Origin of the sequence: Falsiroseomonas frigidaquae (assembly GCF_012163145.1) — a bacterium.
Taxonomy (GTDB): domain Bacteria; phylum Pseudomonadota; class Alphaproteobacteria; order Acetobacterales; family Acetobacteraceae; genus Falsiroseomonas; species Falsiroseomonas frigidaquae.
On sequence record NZ_JAAVTX010000003.1, the window covers coordinates 362,167 to 384,922 of the forward strand.

26 protein-coding genes, 1 pseudogene and 1 other annotated feature are annotated in these 22,756 nt (G+C 67.1%); of the genes and pseudogenes, 7 read left to right on the top strand and 20 right to left on the bottom strand.

What is annotated here, in order from left to right:
• Positions 1 to 269: 269 nt before the first annotated feature.
• From HB662_RS10715 to HB662_RS10725, 3 genes are all read right to left on the bottom strand, one after another.
• Complete coding sequence (locus HB662_RS10715) at positions 270 to 650, bottom strand: YkvA family protein (RefSeq protein ID WP_168049716.1); 381 nt, start codon at positions 648 to 650, stop codon at positions 270 to 272.
• Entirely contained in the window at positions 647 to 2,656 is a 2,010-nt protein-coding gene (locus HB662_RS10720; protein WP_168049717.1) for a bifunctional DedA family/phosphatase PAP2 family protein, read from the bottom strand. Before HB662_RS10720 ends, HB662_RS10715 begins: the two co-directional genes overlap by 4 nt.
• A gap of 61 nt (positions 2,657 to 2,717) precedes the next feature.
• On the bottom strand, positions 2,718 to 2,996 hold the full coding sequence (locus tag HB662_RS10725) for a hypothetical protein (RefSeq protein WP_168049718.1): 279 nt from the start codon (positions 2,994 to 2,996) through the stop codon (positions 2,718 to 2,720).
• Positions 2,997 to 3,113: 117 nt separating this feature from the next.
• Here HB662_RS10725 and HB662_RS10730 point away from each other — a divergent pair, with 117 nt between their 5' ends.
• On the top strand, positions 3,114 to 3,392 hold the full coding sequence (locus tag HB662_RS10730) for a metal-sensing transcriptional repressor (RefSeq protein ID WP_168049719.1): 279 nt from the start codon (positions 3,114 to 3,116) through the stop codon (positions 3,390 to 3,392).
• 92 nt (positions 3,393 to 3,484) lie between these two features.
• Here the strand turns inward: HB662_RS10730 and HB662_RS10735 are convergent.
• The 17 genes and pseudogenes from HB662_RS10735 to HB662_RS10815 form a co-directional block, all read right to left on the bottom strand.
• A pseudogene (locus HB662_RS10735) lies at positions 3,485 to 4,128 on the bottom strand (transposase).
• Between the two features lie 162 nt (positions 4,129 to 4,290).
• Positions 4,291 to 4,854 (bottom strand): SCO family protein, encoded by a 564-nt coding sequence (locus HB662_RS10740; protein ID WP_245185574.1) that lies wholly within the window; start codon positions 4,852 to 4,854, stop codon positions 4,291 to 4,293.
• Positions 4,820 to 6,054 (bottom strand): IS3 family transposase gene (locus tag HB662_RS10745; protein ID WP_168049720.1). Its coding sequence is split into 2 segments (ribosomal slippage): positions 4,820 to 5,760 and positions 5,760 to 6,054, totalling 1,236 coding nucleotides; the frame shifts between segments, so codons are not numbered across the junction. Before HB662_RS10745 ends, HB662_RS10740 begins: the two co-directional genes overlap by 35 nt.
• Positions 5,651 to 5,767 (bottom strand) — a sequence feature (AL1L pseudoknot). Its footprint overlaps the gene before it by 117 nt.
• A gap of 199 nt (positions 6,055 to 6,253) precedes the next feature.
• Positions 6,254 to 6,748, bottom strand: coding sequence for a copper chaperone PCu(A)C (locus HB662_RS10750; RefSeq protein ID WP_168049721.1), 495 nt, complete (start codon positions 6,746 to 6,748; stop codon positions 6,254 to 6,256).
• A 58-nt stretch (positions 6,749 to 6,806) separates the two neighbouring features.
• Positions 6,807 to 7,199 carry a hypothetical protein gene (locus HB662_RS10755; RefSeq protein ID WP_168049722.1) on the bottom strand — a complete coding sequence of 131 codons (393 nt, stop codon included), beginning with the start codon at positions 7,197 to 7,199 and terminating at the stop codon, positions 6,807 to 6,809.
• Positions 7,196 to 7,522 (bottom strand): YnfA family protein, encoded by a 327-nt coding sequence (locus tag HB662_RS10760; protein ID WP_168049723.1) that lies wholly within the window; start codon positions 7,520 to 7,522, stop codon positions 7,196 to 7,198. The genes HB662_RS10755 and HB662_RS10760 overlap by 4 nt, the downstream gene beginning before the upstream one ends.
• On the bottom strand, positions 7,519 to 7,929 hold the full coding sequence (locus HB662_RS10765) for a M23 family metallopeptidase (RefSeq protein WP_230411007.1): 411 nt from the start codon (positions 7,927 to 7,929) through the stop codon (positions 7,519 to 7,521). Before HB662_RS10765 ends, HB662_RS10760 begins: the two co-directional genes overlap by 4 nt.
• A gap of 131 nt (positions 7,930 to 8,060) precedes the next feature.
• Positions 8,061 to 8,756: a thioredoxin domain-containing protein gene (locus tag HB662_RS10770; RefSeq protein WP_168049725.1), complete on the bottom strand. Its 696-nt coding sequence runs from the start codon at positions 8,754 to 8,756 to the stop codon at positions 8,061 to 8,063.
• On the bottom strand, positions 8,753 to 9,259 hold the full coding sequence (gene lspA, locus HB662_RS10775) for a signal peptidase II (RefSeq protein ID WP_230411006.1): 507 nt from the start codon (positions 9,257 to 9,259) through the stop codon (positions 8,753 to 8,755). Before lspA ends, HB662_RS10770 begins: the two co-directional genes overlap by 4 nt.
• Positions 9,259 to 9,981, bottom strand: coding sequence for a cytochrome c biogenesis CcdA family protein (locus HB662_RS10780; protein WP_168049726.1), 723 nt, complete (start codon positions 9,979 to 9,981; stop codon positions 9,259 to 9,261). The genes lspA and HB662_RS10780 overlap by 1 nt, the downstream gene beginning before the upstream one ends.
• Positions 9,971 to 11,566 carry an apolipoprotein N-acyltransferase gene (lnt, locus tag HB662_RS10785; protein WP_168049727.1) on the bottom strand — a complete coding sequence of 532 codons (1,596 nt, stop codon included), beginning with the start codon at positions 11,564 to 11,566 and terminating at the stop codon, positions 9,971 to 9,973. Before lnt ends, HB662_RS10780 begins: the two co-directional genes overlap by 11 nt.
• A gap of 163 nt (positions 11,567 to 11,729) precedes the next feature.
• Positions 11,730 to 12,197, bottom strand: a complete 468-nt coding sequence (locus tag HB662_RS10790) for a copper chaperone PCu(A)C (RefSeq protein WP_168049728.1) — start codon at positions 12,195 to 12,197, stop codon at positions 11,730 to 11,732.
• Positions 12,194 to 12,487 (bottom strand): TFIIB-type zinc ribbon-containing protein, encoded by a 294-nt coding sequence (locus HB662_RS10795; RefSeq protein WP_168049729.1) that lies wholly within the window; start codon positions 12,485 to 12,487, stop codon positions 12,194 to 12,196. The genes HB662_RS10790 and HB662_RS10795 overlap by 4 nt, the downstream gene beginning before the upstream one ends.
• A gap of 12 nt (positions 12,488 to 12,499) precedes the next feature.
• On the bottom strand, positions 12,500 to 13,423 hold the full coding sequence (locus HB662_RS10800) for a cation diffusion facilitator family transporter (RefSeq protein ID WP_168049730.1): 924 nt from the start codon (positions 13,421 to 13,423) through the stop codon (positions 12,500 to 12,502).
• 12 nt (positions 13,424 to 13,435) lie between these two features.
• A complete protein-coding gene (locus HB662_RS10805) occupies positions 13,436 to 15,652 on the bottom strand; it encodes a heavy metal translocating P-type ATPase (protein ID WP_171970238.1) in 2,217 nt (738 codons plus the stop codon).
• 129 nt (positions 15,653 to 15,781) lie between these two features.
• Positions 15,782 to 16,234 (bottom strand): DUF411 domain-containing protein, encoded by a 453-nt coding sequence (locus HB662_RS10810; RefSeq protein ID WP_168049732.1) that lies wholly within the window; start codon positions 16,232 to 16,234, stop codon positions 15,782 to 15,784.
• 283 nt (positions 16,235 to 16,517) lie between these two features.
• Entirely contained in the window at positions 16,518 to 17,855 is a 1,338-nt protein-coding gene (locus tag HB662_RS10815) for an Nramp family divalent metal transporter (protein ID WP_168049733.1), read from the bottom strand.
• An 82-nt stretch (positions 17,856 to 17,937) separates the two neighbouring features.
• Between HB662_RS10815 and mntR the strand changes: the two genes are divergently transcribed.
• From mntR to HB662_RS10845, 6 genes are all read left to right on the top strand, one after another.
• Complete coding sequence (mntR, locus tag HB662_RS10820; RefSeq protein WP_168049734.1) at positions 17,938 to 18,390, top strand: manganese-binding transcriptional regulator MntR; 453 nt, start codon at positions 17,938 to 17,940, stop codon at positions 18,388 to 18,390.
• The gene (locus HB662_RS10825; protein ID WP_168049735.1) at positions 18,387 to 18,860 is read left to right on the top strand and encodes a MerR family transcriptional regulator; all 474 of its coding nucleotides are present in this window, start codon (positions 18,387 to 18,389) and stop codon (positions 18,858 to 18,860) included. The genes mntR and HB662_RS10825 overlap by 4 nt, the downstream gene beginning before the upstream one ends.
• 225 nt (positions 18,861 to 19,085) lie before the next feature.
• Positions 19,086 to 19,493: a hypothetical protein gene (locus tag HB662_RS10830; protein ID WP_168049736.1), complete on the top strand. Its 408-nt coding sequence runs from the start codon at positions 19,086 to 19,088 to the stop codon at positions 19,491 to 19,493.
• 131 nt (positions 19,494 to 19,624) lie between these two features.
• Positions 19,625 to 20,176 carry a cupredoxin domain-containing protein gene (locus HB662_RS10835; protein ID WP_456305470.1) on the top strand — a complete coding sequence of 184 codons (552 nt, stop codon included), beginning with the start codon at positions 19,625 to 19,627 and terminating at the stop codon, positions 20,174 to 20,176.
• A gap of 16 nt (positions 20,177 to 20,192) precedes the next feature.
• Complete coding sequence (locus HB662_RS10840; RefSeq protein WP_168049737.1) at positions 20,193 to 22,004, top strand: copper resistance system multicopper oxidase; 1,812 nt, start codon at positions 20,193 to 20,195, stop codon at positions 22,002 to 22,004.
• Positions 22,004 to 22,729, top strand: coding sequence for a copper resistance protein B (locus HB662_RS10845; RefSeq protein WP_168049738.1), 726 nt, complete (start codon positions 22,004 to 22,006; stop codon positions 22,727 to 22,729). The genes HB662_RS10840 and HB662_RS10845 overlap by 1 nt, the downstream gene beginning before the upstream one ends.
• The last annotated feature ends 27 nt before the right edge of the window (positions 22,730 to 22,756 follow it).

Sequence of the window (22,756 nt, forward strand, 5' to 3'; positions counted from 1 at the left end):
ATAGGCGCGCGAAGAGAAGCGGCCTTCGGCGGCCTTGCGCTTCGGCGCGCCATCTGTCGTCGTACTGGGCCGCGCGACTCAATCCCCGGCATACAGGGCTGCGACCGCCGCGGAAGCGCGTCGCGCATACCCTGCAAATCCAGCTAGCGAGCCCTATCCGCACCATCTTGGACATCAGTCCCAGGTCGGCTCGGAGAAAATGGCGATTGCCCCCATGCGAAGGTCAAGGGACGATGAGGAACCCAGGTTTCGGAGAACATCGCGCCACATCAGGCTATGACTGCCCAAACCAGCAGCGCCGCTGTACCGATCCAGACAATGGCGATAACTGCCGCAGCAATCCTGCTAACCGGGCGCCGCGCCATGGCCATGGCTGCGGCACGATGCTCCGCGATCAGCTCGTCGGGGATCAGCCGCAGCACGAGCCAGATACCGAGCGGCACCAGGATGATGTCGTCGAGATAGCCCAGCACCGGGATGAAATCCGGGATCAGGTCGATCGGCGAGAGGGCATAGGCCGCGACCATCAGGGCCAGCACCCGCGCCAGCCAGGGCGTTCGCTTGTCGCGAGCGGCGAGGTAAAGCGCCAGAACCTCGCGCTTGAGGTCTCGCGCCCAGGCGCGCAGTGCCTGCCATGCCCGGGCCATCATGGCGCGGCCTGGCCGAGGCGCAGCACGCCTCCGCAGCCGCCGTCGCGTGGCGCCAGGCCGCGGTCCGTCTGCACGGCCGCGGCCAGGCCACCGATTGCAGTGCGATCGCCCTGCGCGCTTGGCCGGGGCAAGGACAACACGCCCGCGATCGGGGCCAAAGTCTCCGACATCACCGACGCGATCAGCAGCGCCTGGTCTGGTCGCTCCGGATCCTGCCAGCCGGATGACCATGCCCGCAGGACAAGCCGCTGGTCAGGAGACCCGGCTGGCCGGGCCAGGGTCAGCGCCGGAATCCTGCCGCGGTCCATCACCGGCATGGCCGGCAGGTCCATGGCCGGCGTGCCGGGGGCAATCATGCGGCCGAGCGCCGACGCCGACCAGCCCGGCAGGCTCTGCCAGCGATCAGCCGCGAGCGCCGCCGCGAGGGCGGCGGCCGAGCCCTGCCATTGCAGGAGGATGGGTTCCTCGTCCTCGCCGCCGAGGTCGCTGCGATGGGCGGGCAGGCTTCGCCAACCGCCCGCCAGCCAGGGCTCGGCCAGCAGGCTCGGCCGCAATTCATTGCCGCGCAGCACGGCCATGTCAGGGCCGATATGCGTGGCGATCCGCGCGCCGCCAACGCCGAACAGCAGCACCCCCACCACGGCCGCCATCGCCAAGGGCGCCACGGCCTCGTGCCGAAGATCGCGGAACACGAGCGCGAAGCCCGCCACCACGGCCGCACCCAGCAGCATCCCGCCCACGACATCGGACGGCCAATGCGCGGCCAGATATACGCGCGAGAACGGGATCAGGACGATCAGCGCCAGGATCGGGGCCAGCGCCAGCCGGCGCCACCGCCCCCCTGGCCCGCCGGCGACGAGCCAGGCGAGCAGCCCCAGTGTCACCACCGCCATCGTGCTGTGGCCGCTGGGGAAAGAGAAGCCGGGAGCAATCGGGGTCACCAACGGCGGGCGTCCGGCATGGACGCCGAGCTTGATCGCGGTCATCAGCGCCGCCGTCGCGGCTATGGCGACCAGTACCCCGGCGCCCAGCCGGAACTGGCGCCGGACCAGCAGCCAGCCGATCATCGCGCCGCTGACCACCAGGTTCATCGCGGTGTCGCCAAGCCGCGTTGCGGCCAGCATCACAGGATCGGTCCATTGGGTGTGCAGCGATCCGACCAGCGTCAGCACCGCGGCATCGACACGGACGATCGCCTCGCGCCCGACCACGCCTTCCAGCAGCGCCAGGAAGGCCAGCAGGCAGAAGGCGGCCAGCGCGATCAGCAGGGCGCTGCCACGAAGCCCCGCATGCTCCGGCGCGGCCGCGAGGCGCCCGAGGCGGCCCGCGAGATCGCGCCGCGGCGCCGCCCAGGCGGCGAGCGCGGCGCGGCCTTGCCCGACCCAGCGATGTCCGAACAGGGCCGCTGCCCGCAGCCCCTTCAGCGTCGCCAGTAGCAGGGCCAGAAGCAAGGCGATCGCCAGCCCCAGCCGCAGGCTGATGGCGCCGGCACCCGCGAAAGCCGTGGCCGCCAGCACGCCCGGCAGGACATGCGCTGGCGCCCAGACCAGCGCGGAGGCAATGTTGGCGGCATAGAACCGCCCGGCCCCCATGCCGAGCATCCAGGCGGCAATCGGCACGGTGGAACGCATCACCGGGACGAAACGCGCGATCAGGATGCTGCTGGCGCCGCGCCGCAGGAAATAAGCCTTGCCCCGCTCCAGCAGCTCCGGCCGGCGCGAGAACAGGCTCACATAGAGGGCGATATGCTGCAGCCGATAGAGGAAGAAGATCACACCGAACAGGAACAGGATGTGGTCGTAGCCCGTCATCATCTGCTTGGCGCCCAGGTAGACGAACGGCAGCAGGTTAACCCCGGTGATCTCCTGGATGTAGCCCTTGTCGCCCTCGGCGACGGCATGGGCGAGCGCCTCGGCGGTGGCGCCGAGCAGGGTGAGGCCGAGGACCAGGACGCATAGCCATGGAATTCGCGAAAGGCGCGTGGCGCCCGCGACGGTGGAAATCATGAGATGAGACCGCTCAGGTGAGATAAGGAAGAAACCGTCCGAAGACGACGGCAAGGGTTGCTCAGTCCAGCCCGCGGGGTTGCCGTTCCATCCTGCTGCGTGGCGCCGGCGCAAAGTTGTCCTGACCCAGTATTCCGAGCCGGGCACGCGCCATCCAGCGCGGTGCCAAGGAGGTCAGGCGCACGGTCACCGCCTCATGCACATGGTCTGTGATCGCATGATCGGCAGCATCGTGGGACCCGGGCAGACCCGGATCGTCGGTGGCGTGGACATGGTCACCGGCAATGTGCGTCGACACCGCGGCGAGGGGCGGCGCGAAGGTGCTGATCAGCAGCGCCACGAGCAGCAGCCTGAGTATGGGTCGAAACGCCCTCATGCCGCGATGCTGCTCCAATCGGCCATCGCGGCGACAGATTGCAGATTGACGGTATCCCTACCAGGAGGATAGGACAGACTCATGAATGATCGCCATGTCCACGGCTCCCACCCGGAGATCGCCAAGCGCCTGAAGCGGGCCGAGGGTCATCTACGCAGCGTGGTAGAGATGATCGAGGCGGGCCGGGCATGCCTGGACATTGCGCAGCAGCTCCACGCCGTCGAAGCGGCGATTGCGAACGCCAAGCGCACCCTCATCCATGACCATCTCGACCATTGCTTGGACCATATGGTCGGCGCGATCCCGCGCGCCAATCGCGGGCCCATCGATGATCTCAAGGCGCTCACCAAGTATCTCTGACGCCCAACTGTCATTCTTGGTTTAGCGATGCGGCACGGCTGATCCGCGTGACATCTCTATGGTGACGTCTCAGAGTCGGTCCGCGAACATTTTCAAGGTTGGCAGAGCCTTTGCATCATGAGGCGAATGGATGCGAGGCGGAGGAATGCGAGCGCGGTGCGGCTGAGGTTCCCCCAGTCCTTGGCGAGGCGGCGCCATCGATTGAGCCATGCGATGGTGCGTTCGACGACCCATCGCCGGGGCAGCACCTCGAATCCCTGCGCTGTGTCGGAGCACCTGACGATCTGGATCTGCACCTGGCGCAACACGCGCTTCAGTGCGGCTTGGAACTTCGGCCCCTGGTAGCCGGCATCGGCGGAGAGCTTGCGCAGGAAAGGGAACATCCTGAACAAGGTCGCCATCACCAACACGCCGCCGTCACGGTCTTGCAGACCAGCGCTGTGCACCACCGCGTGCAGCATCAGACCGAGCATGTCGACAAGGACGTGGCGCTTCTTGCCCCATGCAGCATTCTGCGCGGCGGCAGGTCCTTCGGGATCGCACGCGACCGGCAGCCGGTGCCGAGCACGTAGAGCAGACCGTTGACCACCTCGCGCAGGTTCACCGTCCGCGCGTTGCCGCCGCGCTTCGCCGGCGGGATCATCCCAGCGATCAGCGCCCAATCCGCATCGGTCATGTCACTCGGGTAGCGCAACCCGCGCCGGTCATACCGGGACCGGTTCTCCGTCGTCCACATCCGCAACGCCTCCGCAAATCGCTCCAGCCGAGCGAATCACAGGTGACTCAAAGGAATCAAGATGTCTGCGGACAGACACTCATCGTGACCCCGTTGCTGAAGGCGACTTGGCGGTGGGAGTCGTCAAGTCAAGCGAGAGGCTCAGTGTGCCCTCCCTCGTCGTCAATTCTGACCCACCAGCAGCCGCAGTTTCTCCAACGCGACCCGCTCGCTCTCCTTGTAGTCGACCGTCCCGGCGAAGCGCCCCTCGGCATCCAGCAGGAAGATGCTCGCCGAGTGGTCCATCGTGTAGCCACCGCCCTCCAGCGGAACGCGCTGGTAATAGACGCGAAAGCTTCGCGCAGCCTCCGCAATCTGCGGCTCGGTGCCAGACAGGCCCGTGATCCGCCGATCGAAGGCTTCGAGGTAGTTGGCCATCGCCTGCGGTGTGTCGCGCTCGCTGTCCACACTCACGAACAGCCACTGGATCCGATCCGCATCCGCACCCATGGCCTCGATGAAGCTCGTCATCTCATTGAGGGTGGTCGGGCAGACATCGGGACACGACGTGAAGCCGAAGAAGATCGCCACAGGCCGTCCGCGGAAATCCTGCTCGGTCACGGGCCGGCCGCGGTGGTCAGTCAGTCGGAATGGCCCGCCGATCGCAAGGCTCTGAACCGCGCCGGGTTTGCCGGAGGCTGTTTGGTGTGAGTCAGGCCGCCAGGGGTGTGGCTTCCTGGGCGGCATAGTAGCGCGCCTCCGCTTCGGCGGGCGGGATGTTGCCGATCGGCTCGAGGAGGCGGCGGTTGTTGAACCAGTCCACCCATTCGAGAGTGGCGAACTCGACGACCTCGAGGCTACGCCACGGCCCGCGGCGCCGGATGACCTCGGTCTTGAACAGGCCGATGACGCTCTCGGCCAGCGCGTTGTCGTAGCTGTCGCCGACGCTGCCGACCGACGGCTCGATCCCGGCCTCGGCCAGGCGCTCGGTGTAGCGGATCGACACGTATTGCACGCCGCGGTCGCTGTGATGGACCAGCCCCGTGCCCTGGACAGGCCGCCGGTCGTGCAGCGCCTGCTCAAGAGCATCGAGGACAAACCCCGCATGGGCCGTCCGCGACACCCGCCAGCCGACGATCCTTCGGGCGAAGGTGTCGATGACGAAGGCGACGTAGACAAAGCCCTGCCAGGTCGCGACGTAGGTGAAGTCGGACACCCAGAGCAGGTTCGGACGCGGCGCGAGGAACTGCCGGTTCACCCGGTCGGCCGGGCACGGGGCGCCCCTGTCCGGCACTGTCGTCCTTGTCTCCTTCCCGCGCACCACGCCGCGCAAGCCCAACTGCCGCATCAGACGTGCCACGGTGCAGCGGGCGACCGGCGTCCCCTCGCGACCGAGTTGGCGCCAGACCTTCCGCACGCCGTAGACGCCGAAGTTCTCGGCGTGGACGCGCCGCACCTCCGCCCGCAGCATCCCGTCTCGCTGCGACCTGGTCGAGCCTTGGGTGGGATCGGCGCGCTGCGCAACGCGGGCGTGGTAGGTGGACGGGGCGATCGGCAGGACACGGCAGATCGGCTCGACCCCATACTCACCCCGATGATCGTCGATGAACGCGATCATGGCTTCGACCGGCGGTCGAGCTCCGCCAGGGCAAAATACGCCGACGCCTTGCGCAGGATCTCATTGGCCTGGCGCAGCTCGCGGACCTCCCGCTCCAGCGCCTTGATCCGATCCCGCTCCTCGCTCGTGGGGCCCGCTCGCTTGCCGCGATCGCGCTCTGCCTGCCGCACCCAGCGCCGCAGCGTCTCCGCCGTGCAGCCGATCTTCGCCGCGATCGAACCGATCGCCGCCCACTGCGAGCCGTGCTCCCCGGCGCCGTCCAGCACAAGCCGCACCGCCCGCTCCCGAACCTCAGGCGAGTAGTTCGCCGCCGTCTTCCTTGCCGTCATCGCTCCATCCTCTCAACGGTTGGAGCCTCCGGCAAACCCGGCGCGGTTCACTCGACGGGCCGGTTGCGACACGTTCGGGAGCCAAGGGCCCATCGGTCACCAGCCAGCCGCCGGTGGTCGCCAGGAGAGCGAAACCCACGACAGCGACGGCACCCCAGGCGAGCCAACGCATCAGGCGCAAGAGCTTCATCGCACGGCCTCAATGCCCGTCGTGGCCGGAGCCGCGCGCGCCGGCTGCTTCGACCGCAAGTTCGACTTCGACGCGCCCGGCCCGCTCGAACACCAGCGTGAGTGGGATGCGCGCACCCTGGGTGAAGCCGCCCTGCGGGCCGACCAGCATCAGGTGCTGGCTGCCAGGTGCGAGGCGGACCTCTTGCCCGGGCGGAATGGCGATCCCGCCAGGGATTGGGCGCATGCGCATGATGCCGTCAGTCAAGGTCATCTCGTGCTGCTCGACCTTGTTCACCCGCGACATCTCGGCTCCAACAAGCCGATCGGCGACGCTGCCGGTGTTGCGGATGGTCATGTAACCCGCCGCGGTCGGGGCGCTGGCCGTGACCGCGCGCGTCCAGGGATGGCCGATCTGCAGGTCGCCGGCGCGGAAATCATGCGCGGTGGCAGACCCGGATGGCAGAGCAGAGGCAGTGAGGGTCGCGCCGGCCATGAGGGCCGCGCGCAGGAAAGTGCGACGCATGAAGGAGAACTCCGAATCGGAATGGAAAGCAGCCGGCGCACGACGCCGGCGATGACGATCAGCCGATATTCGGAGGTGTGGGCGGTGCACGCGCTGGCGGCGGGCCACGCGCTGGCGGCGAGAAAACGAGCCGACGGCCAGGCGGACGAGCCTGTTCGAGGTTCACCCAAGCGGGCTGATGCAGAACGACGTCGGCCGGCGGCAGCGCCCAGGCACCATCCGGCAGACGGCACAGTGGGCAATGCCCGGCCGGCGCCGCATGCGGAGCCTGTTCTTCCTCCGCGGGTCCGGGTTGTCCGGAGGGCAGGCAGAGCGATGAACGCAGCAGCGCGTCGAAGGCCGAACGCTCCACCGTCGCGAAGGCCGGCAGCGGCAGCAACAGGCGCGCGATGATCCCGAGCAGCACCAGCGCCGAGACAGGCGCGCGCAGTTCTGCCCAGATGCGCCTCATGCTTGGCGCGGTCCGTAGAGGATGATCAGCGCGCCAATGACGGAGACGGCGCCACCGATCAGGTCCCAGCGATCGGGCGAAACGCCCTCCACCGCCCGCAGCCAGACCAGCGAAGCCGCGATGTAGATGCCGCCATAGACCGCGAAGGCCCGGCCGGCGCTCTCCACATCCGTCAGCGACAGCAGCCAGCCGAACAGGGCAAGCGATACGACGCCAGCAGCAGCCCAGCCAATAGACCCGCCGAGCCGCCACCTGGTCCAGATCGCATAACAGCCGGCGATCTCGGCCGCGGCAGCCGCGAGGTAGATCGCGAGAGATTTCATTGCGCTGTCGGAGCTTCCGCGACCTCGGTCAAAGGCACGCATGCGGTTCGCGTCAGCCAGGGCCAGGGGTTCTCGGGCCTGCCCCCGCGGCGGAGTTCGACATGCAGGTTGGCCCCGGTGGTGCGTCCGGTGCGTCCAACGACGCCGATCTCCACTGCCGCGTTCACAAGCGTTCCAGCGCGGATGCCTGGCGCGAAGCGGGCAAGATGGGCGTAACGCGCGCGTGAGCCGTCCGGATGTTCAATCTCGACCATCAGGCCGTAGTCGAAGTAGCGCCCGGCGAAAAGCACAACCCCTCGCCCGGCCGCGATCACCGTCGTGCCTTCCGGGGCCCGCAAGTCGATCCCCGAATGCATCCGGCCATGGCGGGGCCCGAAGCCCGAGGAAAGCTCCCCAGCCACGGGCATGGCTGCCGGACACGGGGCCGCCATGCCAGTGGCTGGGACGAATGCAAGGGTTATACCCAGGATTATGCAACGCAGTCCCATAGTGCGACAGGATGTGCCGCAGGGTAGCCATACGCGCAACCCTGCGCGCCTCATAGGCGCGGAAGCACTCTGGGAGCCGGAGCAGGGACCGCCCCTGGCGGCAGAAGCGGTTGCACCAGCTGCGCGAAACGTTCGAAGGTCAGCACACCGCGCTGTACCTGGCCGCCGATGACGAAGGAAGGCGTTGCGCTGATGCTGAACTCCCGTTCGGCTTGCAGCCGGGATGCGATGATGGGGTCGGAGAAGCCGCGGTCGGTCCAACAGGCTTCCAGGCGAGCGGGAGAAAGACCCGCCAAACCAGCCGTACGGCGCAGCCAGCCGCGAGCATCTGGGCTGTGCGCCCAAGCCTCCTTGTTGGTGTAGAGCACGGAGAGCAGGGCCTCGAACCGCTCCGGCCCCGCGCAGTGGACAAGCGCGGCGGCATCGACCGCCACGCGGTCGAGCGGGAAGTCCCTCAGCACGAAGCGCACCAGCCCAGGATCCACATAGGCAGCCTTGATGCGGGGAAAATGCTGGGTGTGAAAATTGGCGCAGTTGCCGCAGGTCAGCGAGTGGAACTCGATCACCGTCACAGGAGCGTCCTCCCGCCCGATCGCGCGCTCGCTAGGCAGTGGGCGCGGGGTCTCCGGGCCAGGCTCGGTGACCGCGAAGGGTGGGGCTGCCGCTTGCTGTCCCAAGGCAGGGGCGGACAGGACCAGGACGCCCAGGCCGGTCAGGGTGCCGCGGCGCGAAAGATCTTTGCTCATTGGATTTTGCTCCCAGTATTTTGAAAGGCGGTGGTGTTCTCGGCCGATGCGGGACGCAGGCCGGCAAGGATGAGCAGGGCGACACCGCAGACGATTGCAACATCGGCCATGTTGAAGGTGGGCCAGTGCCAGCCCGCGTAATGCGCGTCGAGGAAGTCAACGACGGCCCCGATGCGCAGCCGGTCGACGGCATTGCCAAGGGCACCGCCGATGATGAGGCCGAGCGCCAGGGCCTCCACTCTTGATGTCCTGCGCCAGAGCCAGCGCAGCAGAACACCTGTGATGGCGAGGGTGACCAGCACCAGCACCCAGGCGGCGCCGGCTGCACTGTCGGCAAACATGCCGAAGGTCACGCCGGTGTTGAAGCCGAGCCGCAGGTTCAGCACGGGCAGCACCGTGATGCCCTCACTATAGGGTGGCCAAAGGGCGCCGAGCGCCCAGGCTTTGGTGGCCTGGTCCACCGCACCGGCGGCCAGCGCCGCCATGATCCCGATCAAGCGCATCAGCCAAGCCTCAGCAGGAAGGGAAAGGTCTGGACGAACCAGCCCGCGATGCTGGTCATCTCGCCCAGCATCATCAGCACGCCCATCGCCGCCATGACGAAGCCAGAGGCGACTTGCGCTCCGCGGCCGAAGCCACGCCATTGCCGCAACGTCGCCGCGGCCGCAGGCAGGTAGAAGGCGACCAGCAGGAAGGGCACGCCCAGCCCCAACGAGTAGGCCAGCAGCAGCGGTGCCCCTGCGCCATCACCCTGGATAGCCGCGACCGCCAGTACTGCACCGAGGACAGGGCCAATGCAGGGCGTCCAGGCAAAACCGAAGGAGACGCCGAGCAGCGCCGCGCCGCCGGGCGTGCCGCCCGCTGCAAAGGCGGGCAGCCGCACGTCCCGTAGCAGCCAGGAGGGGCGCAGCGCACCGATCTGCACCAGGCCAAAGGCCAGGACCAGTGCCCCGCCGGCGACCTGGAACTCCAGGCTCCAGCGCCGCAGCCATTGCGACAACGCCGAGGCACCGAGCCCGAGCAGCACGAAGACCAGCGAAAAGCCTAGGACGAAGCTGGCACCCAGCAGCATGGCGCGGCTTCGTGGCGGCGCATCCCGCACGCCGGTGCCGCAGGCGTAGGCCACCCAGCCCGGAACCAGCGGCAGCACGCAGGGCGACAGAAAGGAGACCAGGCCGCCACCGAACGCCAGGAGCAGGCCGAGGGCCGAGAATTCAAGCGCCATGCGGCTCGCCTCCCCTGCGGGTCGCGGCTAAGCCTGCCAGCCCTGTGAACAGGACCGCCAGCAGCGGCCAGTCTCCGAAGCTTGCGTAGGGCGTTCGGCTCGGCAACGCTCCAGGCAGCGCCACGTCCAGTACGCCCCGCGTGCCAAGTGCCAACTGCTGCCGCACCCGCCCGTAGGCATCGGTGACGAAGGAAACCCCGCCATTCGCAACGCGCACCATCGGTAATCCGAGTTCCACAGCGCGCATCCTGGCCGCAAGCGCATGCTGGTGCGGCCCCCAGGAGCGACCGAACCAGGCGTCGTTGGTGAGGGTCAGAATCCAACCTGCGTCGCGTGCTGTTCCACCGCCACCACCAGGAAAGATTGCCTCGTAGCAGATCAGCGTCATGGCGGCAGGCAAGCCGGGAACCGGCAATGGCGCCGGGTCCGTGCCCGGCGAGAAATCTACTGCGCCATCCGTCAGCTTCGGCACCCCCGGTAGCCACGCGCGGAAGGGCACGTATTCGCCGAAGGGGACCAGCCGCATCTTGTCGTAGGCCGACAGGATTCGGGCCGTGCCATCGAGGACCAACACGCTGTTCCGCATCGACGGCTGCCCGGCGACGTCCAGCCCGCGTCGTACCCCGCCAGTCACGAGGGCGCCCCGCGGCGGCACCACAGCGGCGATTGCCGCGCGGACGGCAGGCTCCTCTGCGATCAGGTAGGGAACTGCCGTCTCGGGCCAAAGCAGATGCGTCGGTTCTGCGCCCAATGCTCCCGGTGTGCGGCTGAGAGAGAGAAGATCGGCGAGGATGCGAGCCCTTTCCGAGGGCGCCCATTTGAGGGACTGCGCCACGTCGGGCTGCACCAGGCGCAGCCGAACATCCGGCAATTCCGGTGGCGGCGGCACCGCGAGCCTTGCCGCGCCGCCGGCCCACAGCAGCGCCACGCAGCAGGCGGCGAGGCCGAACGGCAAGACCCGCCGAGCGGAAAGCGCGAAAGCCGGCAGCGCCGCGAGGAGGATGGTCGCCAGACCAAGGCCATGAATTCCAATGAAGGCGGCAAGCTGAAGGGGCGCGTCGGCGAACCCCCAGACGTGCCCTGCGAGATTCCATGGAAAGCCGGTCAGGACCGTCCCGCGCAGCCATTCACCCGCCGCCCAGCAGATCGTGAATGCGATGAGAAGACGCGGACCGCGCCCGGAACCCGCCACGTATCGCGCAGCCGCGAGCGATAAGGCGGGAAACGAGGCCAGACCCGCCGACAACGCCACGAGCGCCGGAACGGCGAGCGCACCGAAGGTCTCGGCATCCACGGCGAATGCCTCGGTGATCCAGCCAAGCCCGACTATGAAGTTGCCGATGCCGAACAGCCATCCAAGAAGGAAGGCGCCTTGGACCGAGCGCGTCCGCTCCAGCAGCAGAAACAACCCGCCGAAGCCGAGAAGGAAGGCCGGCAGAAGGTACAGCGGCGCGAAAGCGAGCGGCGTCATAGCCCCGAGAGCAAGTGCGGCCGCATTCGACTGCAGCCCAAGCCGGAGCGGCGTCAATGTCGGATTGCCCACCGATGCGGTGCCTGCTTCCGCAGCCAGCGGGCCGGCCTTCATCTTTGCTCCGTCGCACGCGCCCTCCGCGCCTCCGCCTGTTCGTCCATTCGCGCTATGGTGATGGCGAAGAACACGGCTACGAGGGTGAAGAGTACGGCAAGGATGGCGCGCGACCGGCGCTGTTGGGCACGGATGCGGACGGCATCGGGCGACATGTCATCGTTCAATGGTCATGACCTCGGAGTTCAACAGGTACGTCGCCGGCCTGCGCAAACCGAAGGAACACCCGGATCATGTTGCCCGACCCAAGAGGCTGACGCAGTCCATTCAGCGCAAGGTATGGCCCGCCGGGTTCCAGTGTGAGAGTTCCGCCAGGAAGAATGGGAAGCCCCTCGGCTGGGGGACGGAATGCGCCGGCTGAGATCGGATCGCGCTCCAGCACGCGTGTTGTCTCGACGTCGGGCGACCAGGCGGAGACCAAAAGATCCGCTGTCGCGCCGACATTGCGGACGATGAAAAATCCCTGACTTTCGCGAGCTTCAGGCGGCACGGCTCGCGCCCACGCGCCGCTGACGACGACCGGTCCTCCCTGTCCATCCTGCGCCTCGGCCGAGCGCGACGAGATCGCCCGCCAAGCCAAGGCAATCGCCATCACCAGCCAGCGGCGTTGGGGTTCATGCAGGTCCTTCAATCGAACATCTCCTGCAACCAAGACTTTCGGCGCCCATGTAGGGCTTGCTTTCCATGGCCCCCGTGCTCCTCGCGGTGGCCGCCTTCCGGCCGCCATCCACTTGCGTTCGGCCTGGTCCAGGCTGAACTTGGCGCGGCAGGCGCGGCCTCCGCACGCTCGATGATCTTGTCCAGCTCGCCGCGGTCTAGCCACACGCCTCGGCAGCTCGGGCAGTAGTCGATCTCAATGCCGGCGCGGTCGCTCATTGTCAGCACGGTGCCACAGCGTGGGCAGTCGAAAGGAACGGTCATGCGGTGAGATCCTCAGTGTTTGCCGGCGACAAGGGCGCCAGGTGGATCAACCTGCGTGGTGACGTGGTCGATAGCATAGCGTTCGCGCAGCCGTGACGCGACCAGCGCCGGCAGCGCCAGCGGATCGGCACCGGCCTCCGGGACGACATGGACCGTGGCCACGCTGCTCTCGTCGGTCAGCGTCCAGGCATGGAAGTGTCCGGCCTCGGCAATGCCGGGAAGAGTGGCAAGATCGGCCTCGGCGGCGCGGGCATCCAGGCCGCGTGGTACGGCCTGTAACAGAACGCGGATCGATTCAGACACCAGCCCCCATGCGGAACGCACCACGAGCACGGCGACCAGGACCGACAGGATCGGGTCAAGCAGGGTCCAACCGGTCAGCATGATGCCGATGGCGGCGCCAATCGCGCCTACCGAGCCTAGCAGGTCGCCCAACACATGCAGCATCGCACCGCGCAGGTTGCTGTCACCCTGGTCGCCGCGGCGCAGAATCAGGGCGCCGATGATATTGATGGCGAGACCGATGGCCGCGACCACCAGCATGGGTCCGGCCAGGACTTCCGATGGCTCACGCAGACGCGACACGGCCTCCCAGGCGATCCAGGCGACCAGCAGCAGCAGGGAGGCGCCGTTGGCCAATGCGGCCAGCACCCGGAGCCGGTGGAAGCCATAGGTCCGTACCGCATCCGGCGCCCTTGCCGCGACACGATAGGCGATCAGCGCCAGCAGCAGGGCCGCCGCGTCGGACACCATGTGACCAGCATCAGCGATCAGCGCCAAGGACCCTGAGAGCCAGCCGCCGACGGCCTGCACTGCGGCGTAGCCGGCAGTCATGATGAGGACGGTGCGGATCCGCCGCTCGCTGCCTGCCGTCACCCGCGCGCCGTGCGCGGGCCCAGCATGGTTGTGCGGCGCATGGTCATGTCCCTCGGACATCAGGTCCCCCTATCAAGCCTGGGGCCGCCAGCGCAGCAGGCGCAGGGCGTTGAGGGTTACAAGCACCGTGGCCCCAGTGTCAGCCAGGATCGCGGGCCAGAGGCCGGTCAGGCCGATCAGCGTCGTCACCAGGAACACGCCCTTCAGCCCGACCGCCACTGCCACGTTCTGCTTCACGTTGGCCATGGTCGCCCGCGAGAGGGAGACCAGTTCCGCCACGCCGGTCACACGATCCTTCAGCACTGCGGCATCCGCCGATTCCAGCGCCACGTCGGTGCCGCCGCCCATCGCCACGCCGACAGAAGCCGCCGCCAGCGCTGGCGCATCGTTGATGCCGTCGCCGACCATCACGACCGGGCCACCCTCCATCAGGCGGCCGATCTCCCGCAGCTTGTCATCCGGGAGCAGTTCCGCCTTCACGTCCAGACCGAGCGAGACGGCGATGGCCTCGCCGGTCCGGCGGTTATCGCCAGTCAGCATCACCGACCGCACGCCGAGGGTTGAGAGCGCTGCGATGCCCTCCTTCGCATCGACGCGTGGCTCATCGCGCAGCGCGATCAATCCGAGCGTGGTGCCGTCTGCCAGCACCACGGCGACCGTCTTGCCCTGGGACTCCAGCCGCGCCAGCCTCATCTCAAGGATGCCAAGTTGCGCGCCTGCCTCGCGCGCATGGCGCGGGCTGCCGACGCTAATGCGGCGCCCGCCGATCATGGCCGTGACCGCCTTGCCGGGGATGGCAGCGAGATCGGTTGCTGTCGGCAGGGTAAGGCTCCGCGCCGAGGCCTCGGCCAGGACCGCCTTGGCCAGCGGATGCGCCGAGCCCTGCTCGACGGAAGCCGCCAGTTCAAGGACCTGCTGCTCCATCTGGCCGGGCGCCGGAAGGATCTCGGTCACGCGCGGGTGACCCTCGGTGAGCGTGCCGGTCTTGTCGAAGGCCACCGTCCGGGCGGCACCGATGGCTTCCAGGGCAGCACCACCCTTCACCAGCAACCCGCGCCTGGCGCCGGCCGAGAGACCGGAGGCCATGGCGGCCGGTACCGAGATCACAAGCGCGCAGGGGCAGGCGATCAGCAGGACCGCGAGGCCGCGATAGACGCTGGTGCCCCAATCCCAGCCGAACAGGAAGGGCGGCAACAGGATTACCAGCGCCGATACAATCATCGCCCCGGGCGTCCACCACTCGGAGAAGCGCTCGATGAATCGCTGGGTCGGCGCCCGAGACGCGGCCGCTTCCTCCACCATGCGAATGATACGGGCGATGGTGTTATCGGAGGCCGCGCGCGTCACGCGGACGCGCAGCACGCCATCTGCGTTGATCGATCCCGCGATCACCGCCTCGCCCAGCCCGCGTGCCACCGGGATGCTTTCCCCGGTCACCGGGCTTTCATCCAGGGCTGAGGTGCCTTCCTCGATGGTGCCGTCGCAGGGCACCCGGTCGCCTGGCCGGATCAGCACCAAGTCGCCGATCGCCAGCCTGTCAGCGGGCAGTTGCTCGGTGGTGCCATCTGGCCGCACGCGTAGCGCCACGCGCGGCATAAGGTCGGCCAAAGCGCGGATGCCGGCACGGGCACGGCCGGCGGCAACGTTTTCCAGCAACTCGCCGATCGCGAAGAGCAGCACGACGACCGCGGCCTCCTCCGCCGCGCCAATCACCACGGCGCCTATGGCCGCGGTGCACATCAGCGTCTCGATGCTGAAGGGGCTGCCGACACGGGCCAGCGCGATGGCGCGCCGGCCAAAGGGAAACAGCGCCACGGCGGTGGCGACGAGGAAGAGCGGATAGGTCAGCTGCTCAGGCAGAACCAGCGATAGCGCATAGGCGCCAAGAACCAGCGCGCCGAGCAGCCAGACCAGCTTTGCCTTGCCGGTCGCCCACCAAGACTTCGTGGCGTCGACAGGATCTTCATGGTCGGTGTGGCTGTGGCCATGTGCCGCGGGCTTCGCTGAGGCAGACTCGTGGCTATGGCCATCCTCGTGATCATGATCGTGTGGATGGTCAGGGCCACAGGTGGGCGCCGCACCGCCTGGGCCTGCCGCCGTCGCGGCGCCATCGAGCCGCTTCGTCGAATAGCCGAGTGCCGCAACCTGCGCCTCGACGGCCTCAGGCCGGCCGGCCGTATCGAGGTCGAGCGTCAATCGCTCGGCCATGAGGTTGACCTCGACACCCGAGACCCCCGGAAGCCGTTCCACGGCTTTGGTGACCTTGGCAACGCAGGAGGCGCAATCCATGCCCTCCACCCGCCAGGTCTGTCTTGTTACAGCGCCCATGACATCCGTCCGATCGTACAGGCGGTAGGTATGGGACCTCTAGTGGCTAGAGGTTCAAGCCCCTTCTTATCGGCCAGCTCAAGTCGGGGTTCACCCGTTGAAGCGCATGAAAGGCCGGTGTGGGCCGGTGCCGAAGGCGATCACGTCGTAGCTGTCAGCCGGTGCGCCGGGCACTTCCATGCCGGGCGAGCCAACCGGCATCTCCGGCACAGCGAGGCCACGAACGCCCGCGGGGCGCTCTGCCAGCAGCCGGCGGATGGCAGCCGCGGGCACATGGCCTTCGAGCGCGAAGCCTTCGACCTCGCCCGCGTGGCAGGACAGGAGGTCGGCCGGCGTCCCAAGGCGGCGCCGCACTGGGGCGACCGACTGCACCACCTGGTCCGCCACGGTAAAGCCCTCAGCGCGCAAATGCGCGATCCAGCCCGAACAGCAGCCGCAATTCGGGTCGCGCCATACGCCGATCTGCGTGGCGCGCTGGGCAAGTACGGGCATCGGCAGCGCAACAAGTGTGGCGGTGGCGAGGAGAGAGCGGCGTGACGTCATGGGTGTTCCTCATCTCGGCCGGACGGGCGGTGACACTAAGCTGGCGACATAAGCCGGTTTGCCCCGGTGGGAAGGTCAAGCGGAACCGGTGCCATGGCTCGTTGCCAACGGGAGCGATTAGCGGGCAGCACCAATATAGCCTCACATTGCATCGCTGACGCGGCCCGTTGGGCCTCTGTACCGGCGTTGCGGGCGCCCTTGGGCAAGTGGAGCCGGCTACAGCATAGATCGCGCCAGCAGACCTGGATGCGGTGCAACCGCCGCCGGACGCGCGGGACCTGCCTTAATCCCCAAGCCCTGCGTCAAACAAAAGCTTCATGTTCAGCCCGACTATCACCGCCGCCGTCGCCCAGCCAAGCGCGATCTGCCAAGCCGGTGCCGTGAAGACACCCATGCGGTTGCGGTCCTGCGCGAACAGCATCAGCGGGATCACCGCGAAGGGCAGCTGGATCGACAGGATAACCTGGCTGAGGATCAGCAGCTGCGCGGTGCCGGACGCTCCATACATCCAGGTGACGATCACAGCGGGGATGATGGCGATCAGCCGCGTCACCAGCCGCCGCAACACCGGGGGCAAGCGGAACCGCAGGAAGCCCTCCATCACCACCTGCCCCGCCAGGGTGGCGGTGACGGTGGCGTTAAGTCCGCACAGCAGCAGCGCCACGCCGAAGGCGGTGGCCGCGATGCCTGCGCCCAATAGCGGCGTCAGCAGCTGGTAGGCCTCACCAATTTCCGCCACCTCGGTATTGCCGCTTGCGTGGAACGTGGCGGCTGCGGTGATTAGGATCGCCGAATTGATCAGCAGCGCCAGGGTCAGCGCCAGAGTGCTGTCGATGGTGGCGAACTTGATTGCCTCCCGCTTGCCCGCTTCATCGAAGTTCCAGGACCGCGACTGCACCACGGCGGTATGCAGGTACAGGTTGTGCGGCATCACGGTGGCCCCGAGGATGCCCATGGCGATGTAGAGCTGCGTCTGGTTAGTCACGATCGAGACGGCAGGGATATAGCCGTTCAGCACCGCCGCCCAGTCCGGGTCGGACAACACGATCTGGATGCCGAAGCAGCCGACGATCAGCATGATGAAGCCGAAGATCAGCGCTTCCAACCAGCGCACGCCTTTGTTCTGGAGCCACAGGATCAGGAAGGCGTCGAGCGCGGTCAGGAACACGCCGTACAGCAGCGGAATGCCGAACAGCAATTCCAGCGCGATGGCCGTGCCGATCAGCTCGGCGAGGTCGGTGGCGCAGATCGCAATCTCGGCAAACAGCCACAGTGGATAGGCGACCACCTTTGGAAACCGCTCACGGCAGAGCTGGGCGAGGTCGCGGCCGGTGGCGACGCCGATCCGGACGCACAGCGCCTGCAGCAGGATCGCCATCAGCGAGGAGGTCAGTGCGACGGCGAGCAGGGTGTATCCGAAGGCCGATCCGCCGGCGAGCGAGGTCGCCCAGTTGCCCGGGTCCATGTAGCCGACCGCAACCAGGTAGCCTGGACCCATGAAGGCAAAGAGCTTGCGGAGGAACCCGCCTGCGTTTGGCACCGCAACCGAGCGGTGCACCTCCGGCAGGCTTGGCAGCCCGGCGGGTGCGGGCGAGGCGACAACCTCGGATGGCGGGTTCACGCACGGCCTCCAAAACTTAGTGTCTGCTAAATTATAGTGATCGGACTATGGCTGATGTCAAGCGGAGGCGCTAATGTCAGGCATGCCTCGCGCCTCGCCACGTTCCCTCCCGCCCCCGGAAGATCACGCAGCGCGCTTCACGCAGCAGCGCGAAGCCGATCGCTCGGCCATTGCCGAAGACTACGTCGAGCTGATCGCCGACCTCCTTCAGGAGGAAGGCGAGGCGCGTGCCGTGGATATTGCCCGACGCATGGGTGTTGCCCAGGCGACCGTCGCCGCGACGGTCGCGCGGCTGCAGCGCGACGGCCTGGTGGAAACCAAACCGTACCGCGGGCTGTTCCTGACGCCTGCCGGCCAGGCGGTGGCATCCGCTGCCCGGGCGCGACACGAATTGGTCGTCCGCTTCCTGCTGGCGGTGGGGCTCGACCCCGAGACTGCGGAGGCTGATGCCGAGGGGCTTGAGCATCATGCCAGCGAGAAAGCCCTGGCCGCCTTCGCACGCTTTCTCGCCAAGCATGAGGCCGACCCAAAGTGAGCGCGACATTCTCGATCGGCGATCTCGCGCGCGCCACGGGCGTCAAGCCAACCACGATCCGGTGGTACGAGCAGGAGGGGTGGCTGCCGCCGCCAAGTAGGACCGAGGGCGGCCATCGCGCCTATGGCGCCGCGCATCTGCGCCGCCTCGGGTTCATTCGCCACGCCCGAGAACTGGGCTTCGAGAGCGAGGCGATCCGCGCATTGCTCGACCTTGCGGACAGGCCAGACGCAGACTGCGGTCAGGCGCATACGCTTGCGACCGCGCAGATTGGCGAGATCGACGCGCGGCTACGGCGGCTCACGGCTCTGCGCGCGGAACTTCAGCGCATGGCGACGAGTTGCGAGGGCGGCGTGGTTGGAGAGTGTCGGATCATTGAGACCCTTGCAGACTTCGCCCACGGGCACTGTGAGGATCCAACACACGGGACGCGTCGACTCCGAAGACGAGACGCGTCTCACATATTGTGACAACCCCCGCCGCGGACAGCCGCCTCCGCTGGCCCGTAGGGCATCCCTGCTGCGGTCGTCCGCCCGATGCAAGACGCTCACGCGTCGCGGTGCGAACGCAGCGTCGCAATGCGACGTATTGAATATGCTTTGTCGGCAAGCCGATAAACCGCTGCAACGGAGGCATTCCATAAGTGGCCTGTGCCGCACCGCAAGGTGCTCGGCCCACGCAAGGAGAGAGCCACCATGTCCCCGACTTCACCCACTGGATTAGCCCTCGCACTCGTCGCCGGCCTGGCCGTGGCGCCAACCTTGGCGCACGCCAACGGTCAGCCGGTGGTCTCCCTGGAGCCGATGTACCTGGGTCGCCTGCCTGTGCTGATCTACTCCAACCGCGCTTCAATGGTGACCTCGCTACCGGTGCGGCGCGTGACCGGCAGCGGAGAGAACGTTGAGATCGAATACGACACCTCCGCCACACCGAGTCCTGTCGTCAGCTGCGTCAATCCACGCATTGTCGGAACTGGGGAGAACGCCAGCAGCGAGTGCGACGAGGCCGCGACCGCCGCCGCGCCTCACACGATGCCCGACATGGGTGGGGGCCACAATTCGGCACTCTGGAACCTCCAGCGGCTGTCCAATTCGGTCCGCTGACCATCCTCCGGACGTCCCGGTCAGCAATATTTTGTCATGATCGGGACGTGCCCCGTACATGTTGGCAAGGCATCCTCCATGCCGAGGGGTTGTTCCGTCCGCCCCCCGCCCAACCATTCCAGGAGAGACCTGTGATCAAGATGTCCCGTTTGGCTGCCCTGACGTTGCTGGCGGCCGCCGCCGCGACGCCTGCGATTCTCGTTCCAGCCCCTGCGCTCGCCTCGCCAGAAGGTCATGGCAACAACGCCCAGTTGCTCGGCCAGCCAGCCGCGCGCGGCACCGGCCGCGTGGTGCGGATCGAGATGACGGAAAACGCTTACAGCGTGCCACGCATCCAGGTTCGCGCCGGCGAGACGATCCGCTTCGTGGCGGTGAATCGCGGCCAGTTCCTGCATGAGTTCAGCTTTGCGCCGGCTGCCGTCGCGGCCGCGCACCGGCCCGAGATGGCACGCATGTTCGAGCACGGCATGATCACGCCGGAGCGCGTCGTCAGCCTGACGATGACGATGCCGGACGGCACACGCATGGACCACACGGCGCCCAACACGGTGCTCGTGGAGCCGGGCAAGACCGGCGAGATCTCCTGGCGCTTCACGCGCGCCGGCACCATTGAGATCGCCTGCAACATCCCCGGCCACTATGAGAGCGGCATGGCGGCCGAACTCGTCGTGACGCCGCGCTGAACGACGGAGAACGCACATGACCAGCCCGCTTTCCCGTCGTGACTCCCTGAAGCTGGCCGCCGCCGCCGGGATGGCGGGCGTGGTGACCGCCTTCCCAGGCCGCCAGAGCTTCGCCAATGCGCATCGCGTTCAGGATCTGGCGGTGGAGGCTACGCGCATCACCGTTGATGGCACGCAGACCAATGCGCTGACCATCGGCGGCACTGTGCCCGGCCCGGTACTTCGGTGGCGCGAGGGCGAGGAGGTGGTGATCCGGGTCACCAACCGCCTGAGCGAGCCGACCTCCATCCACTGGCACGGGCTGCTGCTCGCCGGCGTCATGGACGGCGCGCCCGGCTTCAACGGCTATGAGGCGATCCAGCCCGGTCAGACCTACACCTACCGCTTCCAGCTCCGGCAGGCCGGCACCTACTGGTACCATAGCCACTCCGCGGCGCAGGAGCAGGCGGGCATGTACGGCGCGATCGTCATTGAGCCGGCGAGACCGGAGCCGGTGCGCGTGACGCGCGACTATGTCGTGTTGCTCTCGGATCATAGCCCGGAAGCGCCGGACGCTATCTTCCGTAATCTCCGGAACCGCGAAGGCTACTACAACCGTGGCCAGCGCACGTTTCTGGATTTCATGCGTGACGTTCGACGTGATGGCTGGAGTGCCACAATGGCCGATCGAAAGGCCTGGGGCGAAATGCGGATGGACCCGACGGACCTAGCCGACGTCACCGGCTACAGCTTCCTGGTCAACGGGCGCGGCCCGCAAGACAACAAGACTTTCCTTTTCACCCCGGGCGAGCGGGTGCGGCTACGCTTCATCAACGGATCAGCCATGTCCATGTATGACGTAGCGATTCCCGACCTGCGGATGACGGTGATCTCGGCGGACGGGTTGCCTGTCATCCCGGTGCCGGTCGACGAGTTCCGCATCGGCGTCGGCGAGACCTACGACGTGGTGGTCAACCCGACGGAGGCGCGAGCCTTCACCATCATGTCGGAGCCGCTCGACCGCAGCGGTTATGCGCGCGCCACGCTGGCACCGCGCGAAGGGATGGAGGCGGCTATTCCGCCACGTCGGCCGAGGACCGTGCTGACCATGGCAGATATGGGCATGGCCCATGGCGGGATGGCGATGGGCGGCTCAGCGATGGCTGGCATGGATCATAGCGGTATGGCGATGGGTGGCTCGGCGATGGCGGGCATGAACCATGGTGGCATGCCGATGAGTGGAAGTGGCACCGGCCCGGCCGCGGCCAACCCTCATGCGGGGCATGTGATGCCCGGCGCGCCGGCGCAAGCCGCAGCCGACCCCCATGCGGGACATGCAATGCCTAGTGCCACTGCCATGGCCGATCCGAACAACCCTTTGGGTTGGGAACAGGCCGGCACACCCGAAGGCAAGCGTGCACTGCGCTACGCCGACCTCCGTAGCACGCGAGCTCGCCCGAACGCGCCGCAGCCTTCACGGGACATCATCCTGCGACTCACCGGCCAGATGGGGCGCTATTCCTGGTCACTGAACGACCGCCGCTTCGGCATGGAGGAGGGAATCCGGGTCCGCGAGGGTGACCGCATTCGCATCCGATTCATGAATGAGACGATGATGGCGCATCCCATGCACCTGCACGGGATGTTCATGGAGATGGAGAACGGCGCAGGCGACCGGCTGCCCTACAAGCATGTTGTGCTCGTCCGCCCGGGTGCCGAAGCCTCCGTTCTGCTCACCGCCGACGAGGTAGGCGACTGGCCGTTCCACTGCCACCTCCTGTACCACATGGAAGCCGGCATGATGACGCGCTTCATCGTCGAGCCGGCTCGCGTGGCGAGCGCCGGTTGATGCGAAATGTTGTCCTTGCTGCCGTCGCGGGTGCCTTTCTGGCGCCCGCTATGCCCGCCCTGGCCCACAGCCATAACGCCATTAACTCAGTGGTCCGCCTCAATAATCTCGACTACGGCGGGTCTTCGCAGGGCGATCGATTCTCATGGGATCTCGATGCCCGGGTTGGAACTTACGATCATCGGCTCCTGTTCCGTACGGAAGGCGAGCAAATCCGTGGTCAGACAGACAAGGCCGAGATCCAACTCTTCTACAACCGACCCATCTCGGAATTCTGGGACGTCAACGTCGGGTGGCGCCGCGACTTCTTCCGGACCAATAGGAACTACGGCGCTTTCGGCTTTTCGGGCATCGCGCCCTACTTCTTTGAGGTCGAGGCAACCGCCTATGTCAGCGAAGAAGGCGTGCTGAGCGGGCGCCTGGAGTCTTCAACCGACTTGCTGATCGCCCGAAGCATCTTCAACGACAACGGACCAGGTCTCTATCTGAAGCCCGCAATCGAGATCAACGCAAGTGCGGGCAATGACCGCGAGTTGGAGATAAGGCGGGGACTGACGGACATGGATCTGTCGCTACAGCTGCGCTACGAATTTACCCCTCAGATCGCGCCCTACGTCCAGGTCGGCTGGGAGCGTCAGTTGGGCGAGACCGCCAATCTGGCACGCGCGAATGGAGAGCGAATTTCCAACAGCTATGCTGTCATTGGCATTCGATCGATGTTCTGATGTTACAGGGCCCGCGTACACGGAGGT

What these genes read in the sequence shown, in the direction of transcription:
- HB662_RS10715 (WP_168049716.1), bottom strand. Translation starts at nt 650, where the DNA reads ATGATGGCCCGGGCATGGCAGGCACTGCGCGCCTGGGCGCGAGACCTC.
- HB662_RS10720 (WP_168049717.1), bottom strand. Translation starts at nt 2,656, where the DNA reads ATGATTTCCACCGTCGCGGGCGCCACGCGCCTTTCGCGAATTCCATGG.
- HB662_RS10730 (WP_168049719.1), top strand. Translation starts at nt 3,114, where the DNA reads ATGAATGATCGCCATGTCCACGGCTCCCACCCGGAGATCGCCAAGCGC.
- HB662_RS10740 (WP_245185574.1), bottom strand. Translation starts at nt 4,854, where the DNA reads ATGCCGCCCAGGAAGCCACACCCCTGGCGGCCTGACTCACACCAAACA.
- HB662_RS10750 (WP_168049721.1), bottom strand. Translation starts at nt 6,748, where the DNA reads ATGCGTCGCACTTTCCTGCGCGCGGCCCTCATGGCCGGCGCGACCCTC.
- HB662_RS10755 (WP_168049722.1), bottom strand. Translation starts at nt 7,199, where the DNA reads ATGAGGCGCATCTGGGCAGAACTGCGCGCGCCTGTCTCGGCGCTGGTG.
- HB662_RS10760 (WP_168049723.1), bottom strand. Translation starts at nt 7,522, where the DNA reads ATGAAATCTCTCGCGATCTACCTCGCGGCTGCCGCGGCCGAGATCGCC.
- HB662_RS10765 (WP_230411007.1), bottom strand. Translation starts at nt 7,929, where the DNA reads ATGCCCGTGGCTGGGGAGCTTTCCTCGGGCTTCGGGCCCCGCCATGGC.
- HB662_RS10770 (WP_168049725.1), bottom strand. Translation starts at nt 8,756, where the DNA reads ATGAGCAAAGATCTTTCGCGCCGCGGCACCCTGACCGGCCTGGGCGTC.
- lspA (WP_230411006.1), bottom strand. Translation starts at nt 9,259, where the DNA reads ATGCGCTTGATCGGGATCATGGCGGCGCTGGCCGCCGGTGCGGTGGAC.
- HB662_RS10780 (WP_168049726.1), bottom strand. Translation starts at nt 9,981, where the DNA reads ATGGCGCTTGAATTCTCGGCCCTCGGCCTGCTCCTGGCGTTCGGTGGC.
- lnt (WP_168049727.1), bottom strand. Translation starts at nt 11,566, where the DNA reads ATGAAGGCCGGCCCGCTGGCTGCGGAAGCAGGCACCGCATCGGTGGGC.
- HB662_RS10795 (WP_168049729.1), bottom strand. Translation starts at nt 12,487, where the DNA reads ATGACCGTTCCTTTCGACTGCCCACGCTGTGGCACCGTGCTGACAATG.
- HB662_RS10800 (WP_168049730.1), bottom strand. Translation starts at nt 13,423, where the DNA reads ATGTCCGAGGGACATGACCATGCGCCGCACAACCATGCTGGGCCCGCG.
- HB662_RS10805 (WP_171970238.1), bottom strand. Translation starts at nt 15,652, where the DNA reads ATGGATTGCGCCTCCTGCGTTGCCAAGGTCACCAAAGCCGTGGAACGG.
- HB662_RS10810 (WP_168049732.1), bottom strand. Translation starts at nt 16,234, where the DNA reads ATGACGTCACGCCGCTCTCTCCTCGCCACCGCCACACTTGTTGCGCTG.
- mntR (WP_168049734.1), top strand. Translation starts at nt 17,938, where the DNA reads ATGCCTCGCGCCTCGCCACGTTCCCTCCCGCCCCCGGAAGATCACGCA.
- HB662_RS10830 (WP_168049736.1), top strand. Translation starts at nt 19,086, where the DNA reads ATGTCCCCGACTTCACCCACTGGATTAGCCCTCGCACTCGTCGCCGGC.
- HB662_RS10840 (WP_168049737.1), top strand. Translation starts at nt 20,193, where the DNA reads ATGACCAGCCCGCTTTCCCGTCGTGACTCCCTGAAGCTGGCCGCCGCC.
- HB662_RS10845 (WP_168049738.1), top strand. Translation starts at nt 22,004, where the DNA reads ATGCGAAATGTTGTCCTTGCTGCCGTCGCGGGTGCCTTTCTGGCGCCC.